At 69.5% G+C, this 16,658-nt stretch carries 14 protein-coding genes and 2 tRNA genes; 3 read left to right on the top strand and 13 right to left on the bottom strand.

Annotated elements, in window-relative coordinates; all coding sequences use genetic code 11:
• Positions 1 to 5: 5 nt before the first annotated feature.
• The 6 genes from pstA to recJ form a co-directional block, all read right to left on the bottom strand.
• Complete coding sequence (gene pstA, locus T8T98_RS07470) at positions 6 to 1,253, bottom strand: phosphate ABC transporter permease PstA (RefSeq protein WP_251105564.1); 1,248 nt, start codon at positions 1,251 to 1,253, stop codon at positions 6 to 8.
• On the bottom strand, positions 1,246 to 2,631 hold the full coding sequence (gene pstC, locus T8T98_RS07465; protein WP_160732991.1) for a phosphate ABC transporter permease subunit PstC: 1,386 nt from the start codon (positions 2,629 to 2,631) through the stop codon (positions 1,246 to 1,248). Before pstC ends, pstA begins: the two co-directional genes overlap by 8 nt.
• 110 nt (positions 2,632 to 2,741) lie before the next feature.
• Positions 2,742 to 3,953 carry an ATP-binding protein gene (locus T8T98_RS07460; protein WP_251105565.1) on the bottom strand — a complete coding sequence of 404 codons (1,212 nt, stop codon included), beginning with the start codon at positions 3,951 to 3,953 and terminating at the stop codon, positions 2,742 to 2,744.
• A gap of 84 nt (positions 3,954 to 4,037) precedes the next feature.
• Positions 4,038 to 4,112: transfer RNA gene (locus tag T8T98_RS07455), tRNA-Glu, on the bottom strand.
• 38 nt (positions 4,113 to 4,150) lie between these two features.
• Positions 4,151 to 4,225, bottom strand: a tRNA-Glu gene (locus T8T98_RS07450).
• 127 nt (positions 4,226 to 4,352) lie between these two features.
• Positions 4,353 to 6,140 (bottom strand): single-stranded-DNA-specific exonuclease RecJ, encoded by a 1,788-nt coding sequence (recJ, locus tag T8T98_RS07445; RefSeq protein ID WP_251105566.1) that lies wholly within the window; start codon positions 6,138 to 6,140, stop codon positions 4,353 to 4,355.
• Between the two features lie 82 nt (positions 6,141 to 6,222).
• On the opposite strand from recJ, the gene T8T98_RS07440 reads away from it, so the two are divergent.
• The 3 genes from T8T98_RS07440 (at position 6,223) to T8T98_RS07430 (ending at position 8,168) form a co-directional block, all read left to right on the top strand.
• A complete protein-coding gene (locus T8T98_RS07440) occupies positions 6,223 to 6,714 on the top strand; it encodes a flavodoxin family protein (protein WP_160732988.1) in 492 nt (163 codons plus the stop codon).
• A 185-nt stretch (positions 6,715 to 6,899) separates the two neighbouring features.
• Positions 6,900 to 7,595, top strand: a complete 696-nt coding sequence (locus T8T98_RS07435; protein ID WP_251105567.1) for a hypothetical protein — start codon at positions 6,900 to 6,902, stop codon at positions 7,593 to 7,595.
• A 3-nt stretch (positions 7,596 to 7,598) separates the two neighbouring features.
• Positions 7,599 to 8,168, top strand: a complete 570-nt coding sequence (locus T8T98_RS07430) for an AHH domain-containing protein (RefSeq protein ID WP_251105568.1) — start codon at positions 7,599 to 7,601, stop codon at positions 8,166 to 8,168.
• Here T8T98_RS07430 and T8T98_RS07425 read toward each other — a convergent pair.
• From T8T98_RS07425 to ilvB, 7 genes are all read right to left on the bottom strand, one after another.
• Positions 8,129 to 9,097, bottom strand: a complete 969-nt coding sequence (locus tag T8T98_RS07425; RefSeq protein WP_160732986.1) for an NAD(P)H-dependent flavin oxidoreductase — start codon at positions 9,095 to 9,097, stop codon at positions 8,129 to 8,131. The genes T8T98_RS07430 and T8T98_RS07425 overlap by 40 nt on opposite strands.
• 83 nt (positions 9,098 to 9,180) lie before the next feature.
• Positions 9,181 to 10,221, bottom strand: a complete 1,041-nt coding sequence (locus T8T98_RS07420; protein WP_322295883.1) for an amidohydrolase family protein — start codon at positions 10,219 to 10,221, stop codon at positions 9,181 to 9,183.
• 345 nt (positions 10,222 to 10,566) lie between these two features.
• Complete coding sequence (gene leuA / locus T8T98_RS07415; RefSeq protein ID WP_251105570.1) at positions 10,567 to 12,255, bottom strand: 2-isopropylmalate synthase; 1,689 nt, start codon at positions 12,253 to 12,255, stop codon at positions 10,567 to 10,569.
• Positions 12,256 to 12,454: 199 nt separating this feature from the next.
• A complete protein-coding gene (locus tag T8T98_RS07410; protein ID WP_251105571.1) occupies positions 12,455 to 13,120 on the bottom strand; it encodes a YceI family protein in 666 nt (221 codons plus the stop codon).
• Positions 13,121 to 13,175: 55 nt separating this feature from the next.
• Entirely contained in the window at positions 13,176 to 14,195 is a 1,020-nt protein-coding gene (ilvC, locus tag T8T98_RS07405) for a ketol-acid reductoisomerase (RefSeq protein WP_160732982.1), read from the bottom strand.
• Positions 14,196 to 14,325: 130 nt separating this feature from the next.
• Complete coding sequence (gene ilvN / locus T8T98_RS07400) at positions 14,326 to 14,841, bottom strand: acetolactate synthase small subunit (protein WP_160732981.1); 516 nt, start codon at positions 14,839 to 14,841, stop codon at positions 14,326 to 14,328.
• Positions 14,842 to 14,854: 13 nt separating this feature from the next.
• Positions 14,855 to 16,603 (bottom strand): biosynthetic-type acetolactate synthase large subunit, encoded by a 1,749-nt coding sequence (ilvB, locus tag T8T98_RS07395; protein ID WP_251105572.1) that lies wholly within the window; start codon positions 16,601 to 16,603, stop codon positions 14,855 to 14,857.
• Between the last annotated feature and the right edge of the window lie 55 nt (positions 16,604 to 16,658).

Here is a 16,658-nt window from a genome sequence, read left to right as displayed (position 1 = left end):
TACGGTCACCACTTTTTCTCGAACTTGTTGCGCAGGTAGATGGCCAGCCCGTTCATCACGAGGAGGAAGAGCAGGAGGACGATGATCGCCGCCGATGTCCGTTCCACGAAACCGCGGTCGATTTCATCCGACCATAGGAAGATCTGGACCGGAAGGACAGTCGCCGGCGAAGTGAACCCGTCGGGCGGGCTGGCGACGAAGGCGCGCATGCCGATCATCAGCAGCGGCGCGGTTTCGCCGAGGGCGCGGGCCATGCCGATGATCGTCCCGGTCAGGATGCCCGGCAGGGCGAGCGGCAGGACGTGGTGGAACACGACCTGCACCGGCGATGCGCCGATCGCCAGCGCGCCGTCGCGGATCGACGGCGGCACGGCCTTGATCGCGTTGCGGCCCGAGATCACGATGACCGGCATCGTCATCAGCGCCAGCGTCATGCCGCCGATCAGCGGGGCCGAGCGCATCGAGGGGAATATCCACAGGAACACGGCGAGGCCGAGCAGGCCGAAGATGATCGAGGGCACGGCCGCGAGATTGTTGATCGACACCTCGATCAGGTCGGTCCAGCGGTTCTTGGGCGCGTATTCCTCGAGGTAGAGCGCGGCCAGCACGCCGATCGGGAAGGCGAGGGCGAGGGTGACGATCATCGTCAGGATCGAGCCCTTGAGCGCGCCCCAGATGCCGACCTGCTGCGGATCGGTGGCATCGGCGCGGGTCAGGAATCCGACGTCGAAGCCGGTGTCGAGCTGGCCCGCATCCGCCAGGCGGGCGGCGAGAGCGCGCATTTCCGGCGAGCCGTCGCCGTTGAGCCCGGCCGCCAGGTCCGAACTGGCGGGCAGGTCGAAGGTCGCGCTGCCGGACAGGAGCGAGGGATCCGAAACGATCGCCTCGCCCACCTCGCGCCAGGCGCCGTTGCCCAGCTCGTCCGCGGCCTCGGCGCCCAGCTCGCGCTCGGCGAAGAACTCGACGACCGAGGGCAGGCCCTGCATCTCGAGGTTCTGCAGGCCGCCGGGCCGGGAAAGGCTCTCGGCATCGCCCGAAAGGCCGGCCTCGGCAAAGTCGATCGGCACGGTCAGCTCGGCCCGCTGGAAGCCGCCGATGCCGTTGATCGTCATCGTTGCAAGGAGGAAGGCGAGCACGACCACCGAGAACGCGATCGCGGCAATGCCGGCGAGGCGGAACCGGCGTTCCGCCGCGTAACGCTTCTTCAGCCGCGCCTCGAAGGCGGCGGTGCGGGTGGGAAGACGCTCACTCATAGGCTTCACGGAACCTCTTGACCACGCGCAGCGCAACGAAGTTCAGGCCCAGCGTGACCAGGAACAGGACGAAACCGAGCGCGAAGGCGCTGAGCGTGGCGGGGTGATCGAAGCTGCCTTCGCCGGTCAGCATGGCGACGATCTGCACCGTCACGGTGGTCATCGCCTCCAGCGGGTTGGCGCTGAGGTTGGCCGCGGTCGAGGCGGCCATGACCACGATCATCGTTTCGCCGATCGCGCGGCTGATCGCCAGCATGACCCCGGCGACGATGCCGGGCAGCGCGGCGGGCACGAGCACGCGGCGGATCGTTTCCGAGGTGGTCGCCCCCATCGCCAGGCTGCCGTCGCGCATGGCCTGCGGGACCGCGGCGATCGAATCGTCGGCCATCGAGGAAACGAAGGGGATGATCATCACCCCCATCACCAGGCCGGCGGCGAGCGCGCTCTCGCTCGACGGGTTGGACGCGCCCAGCGCCAGGGCCAGGTCGCGAATGAACGGCGCCACCGTCAGCGCGGCGAAATAGCCGTAGACCACGGTCGGCACGCCGGCGAGGATCTCCAGCGCCGGCTTGACCCACGAGCGCAGGCGCGGATCGGCATATTGCGTCAGGTAGATCGCGCTCATCAGCCCCAGCGGGATGGCCACGATCATGGCGATGATCGCGCCGATGAAGATCGTGCCCCAGAACAGCGGGATCGCGCCGTAGCGGCTGGGATCGGGATTGTCGGGGTTGGCCATCGGGTCCGGCCCCCAGTGGAGCCCGAACAGGAAATCGATCGGGTTGACCATGCCGAAGAACCGCACGGTCTCGAACACGAGGCTGACGAAAATGCCCAGCGTGGTGAGGATCGCCACCAGCGAGGCGAGGAGCAGGATCACCATGACGGTCCGCTCCACCCGCGTGCGGGCGGTGAAATCGGGCTTGATCCGCAGGAACGACCAGGCCCCGCCGAGGAACCCGAGCAGGAGCGCGACGACGATCCCGATCGTCTGGTAACGGCCGATCGCCTCGCGATAGGGTTCCACCAGCGCGCGCGCGCCGTCGTTGAACACCGCCGGCGCGGCGCCGGTCGCGACCGCGCGCGCTTCGGCGAGGAGCGATTCGCGCTTGAAGCCGAAGGCGGGCAGGTCGGCCGCCGCCGGCGAAGCGAGGACATGCTGGCTCACCAGCTGCGGGCCGATCACGCTCCAGGCCGCGATGAACACGACCATCGGCACGACGATCCACAGCGCCACGTACCAGGCGTGATAGCTGGGCAGGGCGGCCAGGGCGCCGGCCCCGGCGCTGCGGCGGAAGCTCCACGCGCGGGCGCGCCCGGCCAGCCAGCCGGCCAGTCCGAGCCCCAGCGCGAGCAATAGGAGAATGGTGACAGACACGCGGATCGGGACCTAGATCGCCTGGACAGGAACGGCCCCGGCTTCGCCCGAAGCAGGGGCCGCGGGCCGCATGCCCGCTGGCGCCGCCCTGTGCAAGTATTGTGACAAAATCATGACAGCCCCTCCGGTGTCGTGTCCGCCTCGCCGCCTTCCACCAGCGGGATGCGGACGATCACGCTCGTCCCCTGACCGAGCTTGCTCTGTATGTCGAGCCGCCCGCGGTGCCGTTCCACAATGTGCTTGACGATGGCAAGCCCCAGCCCCGTCCCGCCCGAGGCGCGGCTGCGGCTGGGATCGGTGCGATAGAACCGGCGGGTCAGGTGGGGCAGGTGCTCGGGCGCGATTCCCTCGCCCTTGTCGGTGACGGTCAGTTCCGCCTCCGCCTCGGGCAGGCGGCGCAGGGTCACCGTCACGGTTTCGCCCGCCGCGCCGTATTTCAGCGCGTTGTCCACCAGGTTGCGCACGAGCTGTTCGATCTGCCGGGCATCGCCGCGGATCGCGATTCCGCCGATGCAGTCGAGCGTGACGCGGTCCTGCCGGTCGGGGCCGGCGGCGTCGCGCGCGGCGGTTTCCACCAGTTCGCGCAAGGGCAGCTCTTCCTGCGGCAGGTCGTGCTTTTCCGCTTCGACGCGCGAAAGCGACATCAGGTCGTTGACAAGGTTCTGCAGCCGCTTGGCTTCGCTCAGCACGGTGTCGAGGAACTTGCGCCGCATCTCCGGCGGGGCCTTGCCCCCGTCTTCGCGCAGGGTCTCGACATAGCCGATGATGGAAGACAGCGGGGTCCGCAGCTCGTGGCTGGCATTGGCGACGAAATCGGTGTGCGCGCGGCTGATGTCGGCTTCCGCCGTCTGGTTCAGCAGCTCGATCACGCCGAGCCCGTCGGTCAGGCGCTGGAAGTTGAGGATCCAGATGTCGCGCCGGCGGACGAGGCCCTGGACCGCGGCCTGCCCGCTCTGCCCGCGTTCGAGCAGCGAGACCGCCTCCGGGTGGCGGAAGGCGACCCGAATGTCCTGCCCCAGCACGTGGGCGCCGAGCAGGTTGCGCGCGGCCTTGTTGGCGATCGAGATGCGGCCGTTCTCGGCCACCAGCAGGGGCGTGCCCGCATGTTCGATGAACTCGCCCATGTCGTCGCGATTGAACGTGCCGTTGCTGACCGGCTCGACCGCGCGCGGCGGGGCGGCGACGGCGAGCCAGAGCGATCCCGCCCAGACGAGGAACACCGCGAAGGCCAGCCACCACGGGGCCCCGGCGATTCCCATGGCGACCGAGGCAATGGCCGCGAGGGCGAGGGAAGCGACGGGGAAGGCGCGATCCTGCTCCATTGCGGCGGGGCTTAGCCGCCCAAAGTTACATCGGCCAGACGAGATCGGCCGCTGTGGAACATTTTTTCGGGTGCGGGTTCGCGCTGGTGACCCCTACGGGAATCGAACCCGTGTTTCAGCCGTGAGAGGGCCGCGTCCTGACCGCTAGACGAAGGGGCCATGCCTGACGCGATGGCGTGCCACGGCCGGCGTGGCGGTGGTGACCCCTACGGGAATCGAACCCGTGTTTCAGCCGTGAAAGGGCCGCGTCCTAACCGCTAGACGAAGGGGCCAGACCGTCAGGTGCCGGTGGCGTGGCGGCGCACTTAGGGGGGCTGCACCGCGCGGTCAACCCCGTCGTGTCGATTGGCGCGATTTGTCGTGCGGCGGCCCGGCTTCGCGGCGCGCGCAGGGCGCCGCTCAGTCGGCCCAGGCGGCGTCGTCGAGGTGCAGCTCGGCCGCGGGGCGTGCGCCCCAGTCGTCGATCTTTGCCCGCCCGGCCAGCCACAGCCGCCGCCCGCGCGCGCCGTGCAGCAGCGACTGGCCCAGCTCGCTTTCGGCCAGGCGGAAGCCGATCGCCTTGAACGATCGCCCGTCGTCGCCGCTGGCGACGAGGCGCACGTGGTCGGTCCCGACGCGGTCTGCCTTGACCAGGCGGACCGGGCCGACCGCCAGTTTCGGCCCCGGCCAGCCGACCCCGAACGGGCCGGCGCGCTCCAGCGTCTCGACCAGGTCGGGGGTCAACCCGCCGGGCGTGAGCGAGAGGTCGAGCGAGAGCACCTGCCGCGCGCTGGCGCGCTGGACCGCGCCGGCGAGGCGTTCGTCCAGCCAGTCGACAAAGGCGTCGAGCCGCCCCGGATCGACCGTCAGCCCGGCGGCCATCGCGTGCCCGCCGCCCGCCACCAGCAGCCCGGCCTCGCGCGCGGCGATGATCGCCGCGCCCAGGTCCACCCCGGCGATCGACCGGCCCGAGCCCTTGCCCTGGCCGCTCTCGTCGTCGAGCGCGACGACGACCGAGGGCTTGCCCGTCTTCTCCTTGATCCGCCCGGCGACGATCCCGATCACGCCCGGGTGCCAGCCGCGCCCGGCGAGGACCGCGACGGCGCGGTTGTGCTGGCCGGCGAGCTGTTCCTCCGCCGCTTCCTGCACCGCGGCCTCGATCGCGCGGCGTTCCTCGTTCAGCGCGGAAAGCTGCGCGGCGATGGCCTGGGCCTCCTGAACGTCCTCGGTCGTCAGCAGGCGCACGCCGAGGGTCGATTCGCCGACCCGGCCGCCGGCGTTGATCCGCGGGCCGAGCGCGAAGCCGAGATCGCTGCAGACCGGCGCGCGGGTCAGCCGGCTGGCGTCGATCAGCGCGGACATGCCGACGTTCTGCCGCTTGGCCATGACCTTGAGCCCTTGCGCGACGAAAGCGCGGTTGAGGCCGTGAAGCGCGGCGACATCGGCCACGGTGCCGAGAGCGACGAGGTCGAGCAGGGCCCTGAGATCCGGCTCGGGCCGGGAATCGAAATAGGACCGGGCGCGCAGGGTCCGCACGATCGCGACGGCAAGCAGGAAGGCGACGCCCACGGCCGCCAGATGGCCGTGCCCGGCGGCCAGGTCGCCTTCGTCGAGCCGGTTGGGATTCACCAGTGCCGCCGCCCGCGGCAGTTCGGCCGAGCACTTGTGGTGATCGACCACGATCACGTCGACCCCGGCGTCATGCGCCATGGCCAGCGCCTCGTGCGCCATGGCCCCGCAATCGACGGTGACGATCAGGCTCGATCCCTGCTCGGCCAGGCGGACGAGCGCCTCCCCGCTGGGGCCGTACCCTTCCAGCAGACGGTCGGGAATGTAGTGGCCGGCATCGTGCCCCAGCATCCGCAGCAGGCGGATCAGCAGGGCGGAGCTGGTCGCCCCGTCGACGTCGTAATCGCCGTAGATGGTGATCGTTTCCCCGCCCAGCACCGCCTGGGCAATGCGTTCGGCGGCCACGTCCATGTCGCGAAAGGCGGAAGGATCGGGCAGGAAGGCGCGCAGCGTCGGGGTGCGGTGCCGCTCCAGGTCGTCGCGCGGCACCCCGCGCGAGAGCAGCAGCTGCGCGACGATATCGTCCTCCAGCCGGGCCCCGTCGCCGCCCAGCGCCATGTTGCCCCCGCGCCAGCGCCAGGCCTTGCCCGAGAGGGAGCGTTCGATGCCGAAGACGCTGGAAATCGATTGCGACGCCATGGGCTGCGTCTACCCCAGCGCGCGGCGGGGCGCCAAGCGCGCGGTTTGAACAATCGACAGCCGCGTGCGATGGTCGCGCCGCATGGCGCAGGGTTCGCGAACATTGCTGGTGGCCTGGCACAGCCGGACGGGCGCGAGCGAGGCCATGGCGCGCGCCGTGGCCGAAGGCGCCGGCGAAGCGGCCGAGCTGCTCGGCGCCGAGGCGGTCACGCCCGATCACCTGCTTCGCGCGCGGGCCTATGTCTTCGTCTGCCCGGAAAACCTCGCGAGCATGAGCGGCGCGATGAAGGAGATGTTCGATCGCTGTTACTACCCGGTGCTCGGCGAGATCGAGGGGCGCGCCTACGCCACAGTGATCGCGGCCGGGTCCGACGGGGAGGGGGCCCAGCGCCAGATCGATCGCATCGCCCGCGGCTGGCGGCTGCGGCGCGTGCTCGACCCGGTGATCGCGTGTTTCGATGCCCAGACGCCCGAAGCGATCCTCGCGCCCAAGCGCGTGCGGCCCGAACGGCTCGCGCAATGCCGCGAGATGGGCGCCGCGATGGCCGAGGGAATCGCAATCGGCATGTTCTGAGCCGCCGGCAATCGCCTCGGAACCGGAGGCGATTCGTCGCGTTCCCCTCGACCTGACACGCGATCCGGGGCAGTTTCGGCGCGGTCAGGCTGAAGGGACGCACGATTACCGACCGCGCAGCCATCGCAGGCGACCCGCGATCGCCGGGGCTCCTCCTCCTTTTCCGGGCGGGGGAGCGACCGGCCATGGCCGCGCTGCGCCGCGCGCTCGCCTCGGCGGAGCGGGTTGCGATCACCCACGAAAGCCCGGCCGTGCGCCCGGGAAGCGCCGGCGAAACCGTCTGGGCGGAGCTGCTGATCGACGGGCTGACGTTCGACCTCGACGGCCTCGCGCCCGGCCCAGGCTTTCCCATGGACCGGCCGCGCCACTTGTTCGAGGCACCGCCGGAACTGGTCGAGAAGCCGGGAGAGGCCCTGGCGCTCGGCCCGGGCCAGCACCTTGCCGGGGGCCGGGCGACCCTGCCGGTGGTGCGCGCGCAGCTGGCGCTCGGGGCCGAACTGCTGCGCGTCTTCCCCGGGATCACCGCGCTTTCCTGGCCGCCGGCGCGGTGCCTGATGGGGCGCGGCTTCTTCCTGTCGCTGGTCGATGCCTGGCTGGCGGGCGGACCGTTTCCGGCGCTGGGGCTCACGGCCTTCCGCCGGGCGCTGGACGGGGCGGTCCAGTCGGAAGGGCTGGCCTTCTTCACCGGGCAGGAACTCCACTTCGACCCGGTCGCCTTCCCGGATCCGGTGGAGGCAAGCCGCATCGGCGTGCGGCTGGTCCACGAGATGGTCGGCCTCGGCCGGCTGACCGAACCCGCCGGCCTGGCCGCGCCCGACGGGGCGGCGCTGGCGCTGCGCCCGTCGCGCAACGGCCGTTTCGTGCGCGTGACGCGCGGCTGAGGCGTGGCCGCGACCGGGCGCCAGCGACGGGGGTTGCGGCGGCGCCCGATCCCCTTCGCATCGGTCAACCGCAAGGGCGCCCCGGGATACGACGCGGCCCTGCAGCGCCATCACCTGCTGCCCCGCCAGCTGCGCCGCCTCGCCTGGTTCGCGCCGCTGCTGGACGAACTGGGCGGTGCGCGCATCGGGCTGGAGGACTTCCGCCGCAACGGGATGCTCCTGCCCGCGCGCGAGGCGGCGGCGCTGCGCCTTGCCCTGCCGCTCCATCGCGGGCCGCACCGGGCCTATAACGAGCTGGTCGCCCAGCGTGTCGGGCAGATAGAGCGGCGCTGGTCCCGCGCCCGGGCATCGGGGGCGGAGCGGGCCGCGGCCGAGGCGCTGATGCGGCTCGACCTGCTGCAGCGCGCGCTCCGGCGGCGGCTGCTGGACGGGCGCCGCCGCCTGGTCCTCAATCGCCGCGACCCGGTCGGCGCCGGGCACGACTTTGCCACGATGGACGCGCTCGCCGAAACGCTCTGGCGCGCGAGCGACCCTCAGACCGTCTTGGCCGAAAGCGCCTCTTTCGCCGCGTGATACTCGCGCTCCAGCCGCTCGACCCGCTCGGCCACCGTCTCGACCGCGTCGACCATGCCCACGCCCTGGCCCGATCCCCAGATGTCCTTCCACGCCTTGGCCTTGGTGTTCCCGCCGGAGCCGAAGTTCATCTTGCTCGGATCGCTCGTCGGCAGGTTGTCGGGGTCGAGCCCGGCCGCCTCGATCGAACCGCGCAGGTAGTTGCCGTGAACCCCGGTGAAGAGGTTGGTATAGACGATATCGGCCGCCCGGCTTTCGACGATGCCCTGCTTGTAGCCCTCGTCCGCGTTCGCCTCTTTCGTCGCGATCCAGGGGGAGCCGATATAGGCGAAGTCCGCCCCCATCGCCTGCGCCGCGAGGACCGAGCGGCCGTGCGCGATCGAGCCGGACAGGGCGACGAGGCCGTCGAACCACTGGCGGATTTCCTGCATCAGCGCGAAGGGCGACTGCACGCCGGCATGGCCGCCCGCGCCGGCGGCGACCGGGATCAGGCCATCGGCCCCCTTCTCGATCGCCTTGCGCGCGAAGCGGTCGTTGATCACGTCGTGCATCGTGATCCCGCCCCAGCCGCGCACCGCGGTGAAGATCTCCTCCCGCGCGCCGAGCGAGGTGATGACCATCGGCACCTGCCACTTGGCGCAGACCTGCATGTCCTCTTCCAGCCGGTCGTTCGACTTGTGAACGATCTGGTTGACCGCGAAGGGGGCGGCCGGGCGGTCGGGATTGTCGCGGTTGTGCGCGGCCAGTTCCTCGGTGATGCGGTGCAGCCATTCGTCGAGCACGCCCGAAGGCCGCGCGTTGAGCGCCGGGAAGGAGCCGATGATGCCCGCCTTGCACTGGGCGATCACCAGGTCCGGGCCCGAGACGATGAACAGCGGGGAGCCGATCACGGGCAGGCGCAGGCGGTCGAAGGGGGCGGGCAGGGGCATCCGTATCTCCGTTGTCGATTGCAACTTGATCGCACGGGCTATCGGGCGCAGCCCCGCTTGTCGAGATTGCCGTTACGTAAACGTCAGGCGAGCAGCGCCTCCAGCCCATAGACGCGGGCGGCGGTCCCGGCGAACAGGGCGCGCTTCTCGTCCTCGCTCGCGCCCGATGCCAGCCGCTTGAACGCGTTCCACAGCACCGGGTAGCTCGCCCCCCAGCGATCGACGGGGTAGTTGCTTTCGAACATCGCCCGCTCGGGCCCGAAGGCCTCGATGCAGGTTTCGACGTAGGGACGCCACAGGTCGGCCAGGGTCTGCGAATCGCACCCCGCGGCGGGTCCTTTCTCGGGCATGGCGCAGAAGGCCATTGCCAGCCCGCCGAGCTTGACGGTCACGTTCTCGCATTCGGCGAGGGCGCGGATGTTCGCGCGCCAGCGGTCGAACCGGTCGGGCAGGGTCCCGCGATAGGCGGCAATGCCCAGCGGCGTGCCGCAATGGTCGAGCACGATCGGCTGGTCGGGGAAGGCGCGGGCGAGCGCGATCACGTCGCCGAGCTGCGGTTCGAGCACCCAGGCATCGAACGTCAGCCCGCGGCGGCCGAGTTCGGCAAAGCCTTCGCGAAAGGCGCTGTCGCCATAGAGCCCCTCGGGCGCGTGGAACGGCGGGCCGAGCACTTCGGGATCGGTATCCCAGGCCCCGGCGTGGCGAATCCCGGCGAAGCGGGGGGAGGCGGCCTGCAGCGCGTCGAGCACCTCGCCCGCCGCCGCGCCGCGCGTCAGGTCGGCATGGCCGACGATCGCGGCGCAGGGGCGGTATGCGCCATAGGCCCCGCTTGCCCCTTGCGCGGCGACGCCGTTGGCGAACTCGACTTCGCCCACCGGCCTGAACGGCTCGCTCCGCCCGGCATCGTAGAACGCGCCGCATTCCATGAACACGGTGGCGATCACCTTGTGGCCGCTCGTCGCATCGGCGTGGAGCTGGTCGAAGGTGTAATAGGCCGCGCCCGCGATCGCCGCCAGGAACGGGTGGCGCGGCTCGGGGAAGGCGGGGAGCAGGGGCCGCAAGTCCCACAGGTGGTGGTGCGGATCGATGATCGGCAGGTCGGGTTCGAGAATCGCTTCGCTCATCGCGGCACTCCGTTCGTCGCAGCCAGGGAACACATGGACCGCCTGTTACACTGTCCTGGAGAGAAAAAGTCCGGCCGCCTGAAGCGGCCTGAAAACGGGGCGGGGAGGGGGAGCGAGCGGTCCATCGCCGGGATGCTAGCGTCCCTGGGGCCCTGTAGGAAAGACGCGATTGGGGGGCGCTGCACGGCCGCCTTGGCCACACCCGTCACGCCGAACGCGTTTCAGCATCCATCCCGCCGCCTCGTGCGGACGGTAGCGGCGGCGGAATCGACCTGTGACACAGGTTCAGGGTGACGGCGAAGCGGGGAAGGGCACATCGATGGGCGCCTCCCCCTCTGCCCCAGGTCAGCTCTCGGCCCGATCGACCGCGCCGTTTGCGGCGCTCAGCACGGCGCGGACGCTGGCGGTGGCGACGTCCTCGTCGATCCCGCAGCCCCAGACCCGCTCGCCCGAGGGGAGCGCGCATTCGAGATAGGCCGCGGCGCGCGCGTGGGAGCCGGTGGACAGCGCGTGTTCGGTATAGTCGCACACTTCCAGTTCGACCCCGAAGCTTTCCTTCAGCGTCGCGACGACCGAGGAGATCAGCCCGTTGCCGCGCCCCGAAACGCGCTGCGCCCGGCCGCCCACCTCGATCGTGCCGGCAAAGACGCGGGTGCCGTCGGCCGCGCGGCTTTCCTCGTAATCGACGAGCTGGAAATGCTTGGGCCGCACCTGCACGTGGTAGGTGCGCCGGAACACGTCCCAGATATCGGCCGCGTTCAGCTCGCGCCCCAGCTCGTCGGCCATGCGCTGGACCTGGCGCGAGAAATCGGCCTGCATCTTCTTGGGCAGCTTCAGCCCCTGGTCCTGTTCCAGCACCCAAGCGAACCCGCCCTTGCCGCTCTGCGAATTGACGCGGATCACCGCCTCGTAATTGCGGCCGAGGTCGGCCGGGTCGATCGGCAGGTAGGGCACGCGCCAGCGTTCGTCGTTCTGCCGCCCGTGCGCCTCGAACCCTTTCTTGATCGCGTCCTGGTGGCTGCCGGAAAAGGCGGTGAAGACCAGTTCGCCGCCATAGGGGTGGCGCTGGTGGACCGGGATCTGGTTGCAGTATTCGACCGTCTCGATCACCCGGTCGATGTCGGAGAAGTCGAGCCCCGGATCGACCCCCTGGGTATAGAGGTTGAGCGCGACGGTGACGAGGCAGCAGTTGCCCGTCCGCTCCCCATTGCCGAACAGGCAGCCTTCGACCCGGTCGGCCCCGGCCATCAGGCCCAGTTCGGCGGCCGCGACCCCGGTGCCGCGGTCGTTGTGCGTGTGCAGGCTGATCACCGCGCTTTCGCGGTTGGGCAGGTTGCGGCAGAAATACTCGATCTGGTCGGCGTAGACATTGGGCGTCGCCGCCTCGACCGTGGCCGGCAGGTTCAGGATGATCGGCCGTTCGGGCGTGGGGGCGAGCACGTCCATCACCGCCTCGCAGACCTCGATCGAGAAATCGAGCTCGGCGGTGGAGAAGGTTTCGGGCGAATACTGGAAATGCCAGTCGGTGCCCGGGCGGCTGCCGGCCTCGTCGCGCATGACTTTCGCCCCGGCGACCGCGATCTCGCGCACTTCCTCGCGGCTCATGCGGAAGACGATGTCGCGCCAGGCGGGGCTGACCGCGTTGTAGAGATGGACGATCGCCGCGCGCGCGCCGTCGAGGCTGGCGAAGCTGGTGCGGATCAGGTCCTCGCGGCTCTGCGTGAGGACCTGCACGGTCACATTGTCGGGAATACGGCCGGAATGGACCAGCGCCTGGATGAAATCGAACTCGGTCGCGCCCGCGCTGGGGAAGCCGACTTCGATCTCCTTCACCCCGATTTCGACCAGCAGGTCGAAGAAACGGTTCTTCTTCACCGCGTCCATCGGGTCGACGATCGCCTGGTTGCCGTCGCGCAAGTCGGTCGAGAGCCAGCGCGGCGGGTCGGCGATCGTGCGGCTGGGCCATTGCCGGTCGGGCAGGGGCACCTGGGGGAAGGCGGCGTATTTGCGCGAAGGATCGCGGAGCATGGTCATTTCGGGTAATCTCGCACGGAAAGGTTCTGCAGTCTGTCGGCCTTGACCCCTTGGGCGCAGCGCGCGCCCACCGGCCACGCGTCAGCTCACGCCCAAGGGCGCGTAAGTCGAAGCAGGATTAGTCCGTTGCGTGTCATGCCCGCGGCAATGCGCGAAAATTGCCCGGAAGGCAAGCCATGCTGTCGCATCGCTGCGCCGGCTATTGCGGATCGCGCTTTTCGAAGGCGACGGAAAACTCCAGTTCCACCTCGTCGCCGACCATCGGGACGCCGAAGCCGAGGCCGAAATCGGACCGGTTGATCGTCGTGCGTCCTTCGAAGCCGACCGTTTCGTAGCCGGTGCGCGGCGCCGCACCCGCGCCGGTGAAGCGCGTTTCCAGCGTGACGGGCATCATCACGCCGTTGAGCGCGAGGTCGCCGGTGACCTCGGCGCTCGTGCCGTCGGCGCCGATCGTCACCGCGGTCGACGTGAAGCGCGCGGGCATCGGGTCGGGCCCGAAGAAATCGGGGCTGCCCCCGTCCTTGCCCGGGCGCAGCAGGTGTTCGCGCAGGCCCTCGCTCGGCACGGTCACGCCGGCGACCGGGATCGTCACGTCCACGCTGGCCCGGCCCGGGTTGGCCGGGTCGAGCGTCAGCGTGCCGTCGACGTCGCCGAAGATGCCGAAATAGTCGTTGAAGCCCATGTGGTCGACGCGCCACTGGACCATGCTGTGCGACGGATCGGCGAGGTACGTGCCCCCGCTGACCCGCGCGGGATCGGCCCGGCCGGGCGCCTCGCCGGGCGTTCCCTGCGCGATCAGCGTGCCGGTGGCCGCCAGCGCGAAAGCGGCGGCCCCGATCGTGGCGACAAGACGTGTGCTGCGCATTTTTCCCGGTCCCCTCTGTTCCTCGCGGGTTCGTTCGCGGACCGGGAGAATGCCGTCAGTTCTTCGCCTTGTCGACCAGCTTGTTCTTGCCGATCCAGGGCATCATCGCGCGCAGTTGCGACCCGGTCTGCTCGATCGGGTGCGCCTCGGCCGCCTTGCGCGCGGCCTTCAGCTCGGGCTGGCCGGCGCGGTTGTCGAGCACGAAGTCCTTGACGAAGCGGCCCGACTGGATGTCCGCCAGCACGCGCTTCATTTCCGCCTTCGTCTCGTCGGTGATGATCCGCGGGCCGGTGGTGATGTCGCCGTATTCGGCGGTGTTGCTGATCGAATAGCGCATGTTCGCGATCCCGCCTTCATAGAGCAGGTCCACGATCAGCTTGGTTTCGTGGAGGCATTCGAAATAGGCCATTTCGGGCGCGTAGCCGGCTTCGACCAGCGTTTCGAACCCGGCCTGGATCAGGTGGGTGATGCCGCCGCACAGCACGGCCTGCTCGCCGAAGAGGTCGGTTTCGCACTCTTCCTTGAAATTGGTCTCGATAATGCCGCTGCGCCCGCCGCCGACGCCGCTGGCATAGGCGAGGGCGAGATCGTGGGCATTGCCGGTCGCGTCCTGGTGCACCGCGATCAGGCAGGGCACGCCGCCGCCGCGCTGGTATTCGCTGCGCACGGTGTGGCCGGGGCCCTTGGGCGCGATCATGATCACGTCGATATCGGCGGGCGGTTCGATCAGCCCGAAATGGATGTTGAGCCCGTGGGCGAAGGCGAGCGCGCTGCCCGGCTTCATGTTGCCGGCGAGATCGTTCTGCCAGATCGCGGCCTGGTGCTCGTCGGGCGCGAGGATCATCAGGATGTCGGCCCAGGCGGCCGCTTCGCTGTTGCTCATCACGGTGAAGCCGGCGTCCTGCGCCTTCTTCGCGGTGGCGGAGCCTTCGCGCAGGGCGATCGCCACTTCGCCGACCCCGCTGTCGCGCAGGTTCTGGGCATGGGCGTGGCCCTGGCTGCCATAACCGAGCACGGCGATCTTCTTGCCGGTGATCAGGTTCAGGTCGGCATCGGCGTCGTAATAGACTTTCATCTCTCGTCCTTCACTGTGCAATCGTCATGCTGAACCCGCTCCAGCATCCAGTTTCGCCATGCGCGAAGCGCTAACGGATTGCTGGCCGCTCGAACAAGCTCGGCGCGACGTGGAATTTCTTGTCCTGGGCCTAGGCTCCCTCGGCGCCGCGCATCATGCCGACGATCCCGGTCCGGCCGACCTCGACCAGCCCCAGCTCGCGCATCAGGCCGACGAAGCTGTCGACTTTTTCCGGCGGGCCGGTGATCTCGAAGATGAAGCTGCCGGTGGTCGTGTCCACCGGGCGGGCGCGGAAGATATCGGCCAGGCGCAGCGCCTCGACCCGCTTTTCGCCGGTGCCCGCGACCTTGACCAGTGCCAGCTCGCGCTCGACGTGGGGGCCTTCCTCGGTCAGGTCGACGACCTTGTGGACCGGGACCAGCCGGTCGAGCTGGGCGTGGATCTGGTCGATCACCGCGGGCGGGCCGTTGGTGACGATCGTGATCCGGCTGACCGCGTGGTTTTCCGTGATGTCGGCAACGGTGAGGCTGTCGATGTTGTATCCGCGCGCGGTGAAGAGCCCGGCGATCTTGGCGAGGATGCCGGCCTCGTTGTCCACCGTGATCGCCAGGACGTGGCGCTGCGATGCCTGCTGCGTGATCTGCATTGTCGCCTGCCCCCTAGACCAGTGCCTTGGCTTCATCGTTCATCGTCCCGCTGACCATGTCGCCATAGAGCAGCATCTCGGTATGGGCCGCGCCGCTCGGGATCATCGGGAAGCAGTTGGCTTCCTTGGACACCAGGCAATCGACCATGACCGGCCCGTCGTGCGCGATCATCGCCTCGATTCCCGCGTCCAGCCCGGCCTCGTCCTCGATCCGGATCCCCTTCCAGCCATAGGCTTCGGCGAGTTTCACGAAATCGGGCAGGCTGTCGGAATAGGAATTGGAGTATCGGCTTTCATAGGTCAGCTCCTGCCACTGGCGGACCATGCCCATGTACTCGTTGTTGAGGATGAAGACCTTGACCGGCAGGCGATACTGGCTGGCGGTGCCCAGTTCCTGGATGTTCATCTGGATGCTCGCCTCGCCCGCGATGTCGATCACCAGCGCTTCCGGGTTGCCCAGCTGCGCGCCGATCGCGGCCGGCAGGCCATAGCCCATCGTGCCCAGGCCGCCGCTGGTCAGCCAGCGGTTGGGGCCGGTGAAGCCGAAATACTGCGCGGCCCACATCTGGTGCTGGCCCACCTCGGTCGAGACGATCGGGTTCTGCCTGCGGGTCAGGGCGTGGAGGCGCTCGATCGCCTTCTGCGGCATGATCGCCGCCGGGTTGGGCGGATAGGCGAGCGATTCGCACGCGCGCCAGCCGGCGACGCGCGCCTTCCATTCGCCGAGGTCGCGGGCCTCGCGGTTGCCCCAGGCGCCGACGATCTGTTCCAGCACTTGCGCGCAATCGCCCAGGATCGCGAGGTCCACCGGCACCGTCTTGTTGATCGAGCTTCGATCGATGTCGATGTGGATCTTCTCCGAATCGGGCGAGAACGCATCGAGCCGCCCGGTCACGCGGTCGTCGAAACGGGCGCCGATGCAGACCATCAGGTCGCACCGGTTCATCGCCATGTTCGCCTCGTAGGTGCCGTGCATCCCGACCATGCCCAGCCAGTCCGGGTGGTCGCAGGGAAAGGCGCCGAGACCCATCAGCGTGCTGGTGACCGGCGCCCCGGTGAGTTCCTGCAGCCGGCGCAGCAGCTCGCTCGCCCGCGGGCCGGAGTTGATGACGCCGCCGCCGGTATAGAACAGGGGCCGTTCCGCCCGGGCCAGCATGTCCACCGCGCGGGCGATCGCCGCCTCGTCGCCGGCGGTCTGCGGGGCATAGCGGGTGGAGGGGAGGGCCACGTCGTCCTGCCCCGACCAGCTCGCCAGCGCGATCTGGACGTCCTTGGGAATGTCCACCACGACCGGGCCCGGCCGCCCGGTGGTCGCGATGCGGAAGGCTTCCTCGATCGTGGCGCGCAGCTGCGCCGGGTCCTTCACCAGGTAATTGTGCTTCGTGCAGTGGCGCGTGATGCCGACGGTGTCGGCTTCCTGGAACGCGTCGGTCCCGATCAGCGCGGTCGGCACCTGCCCGGTGATGACGACCATCGGGATCGAATCCATGAAGGCGTCGGCAATGCCGGTGACGGCATTGGTCGCCCCGGGGCCGGAGGTGACGAGGACGACGCCCGGCCTGCCGGTCGAGCGGGCATAGCCTTCCGCCGCGTGGGCCGCGCCGGCTTCGTGCCGCACGAGGATGTGGCGAATGCGCTCGTCCGAAAAGAGCTCGTCATAGATCGGCAGCACGGCGCCGCCGGGGTAGCCGAAGACGAATTCGACCCCCTGGCTGACCAGGCATTCGATCAGGATGGACGCGCCGCTGCGCTCCTCCGCCATTGTTCGACCCTTTCCTCGTCCTTCGTGTCGCTTCGTCCGGGCAGCGGATCGACGC

It is taken from the genome of Pelagerythrobacter marinus, from assembly GCF_034375205.1.
GTDB lineage: Bacteria > Pseudomonadota > Alphaproteobacteria > Sphingomonadales > Sphingomonadaceae > Pelagerythrobacter > Pelagerythrobacter marinus.
This window is presented reverse-complemented; position numbering and strand designations above follow the sequence as displayed.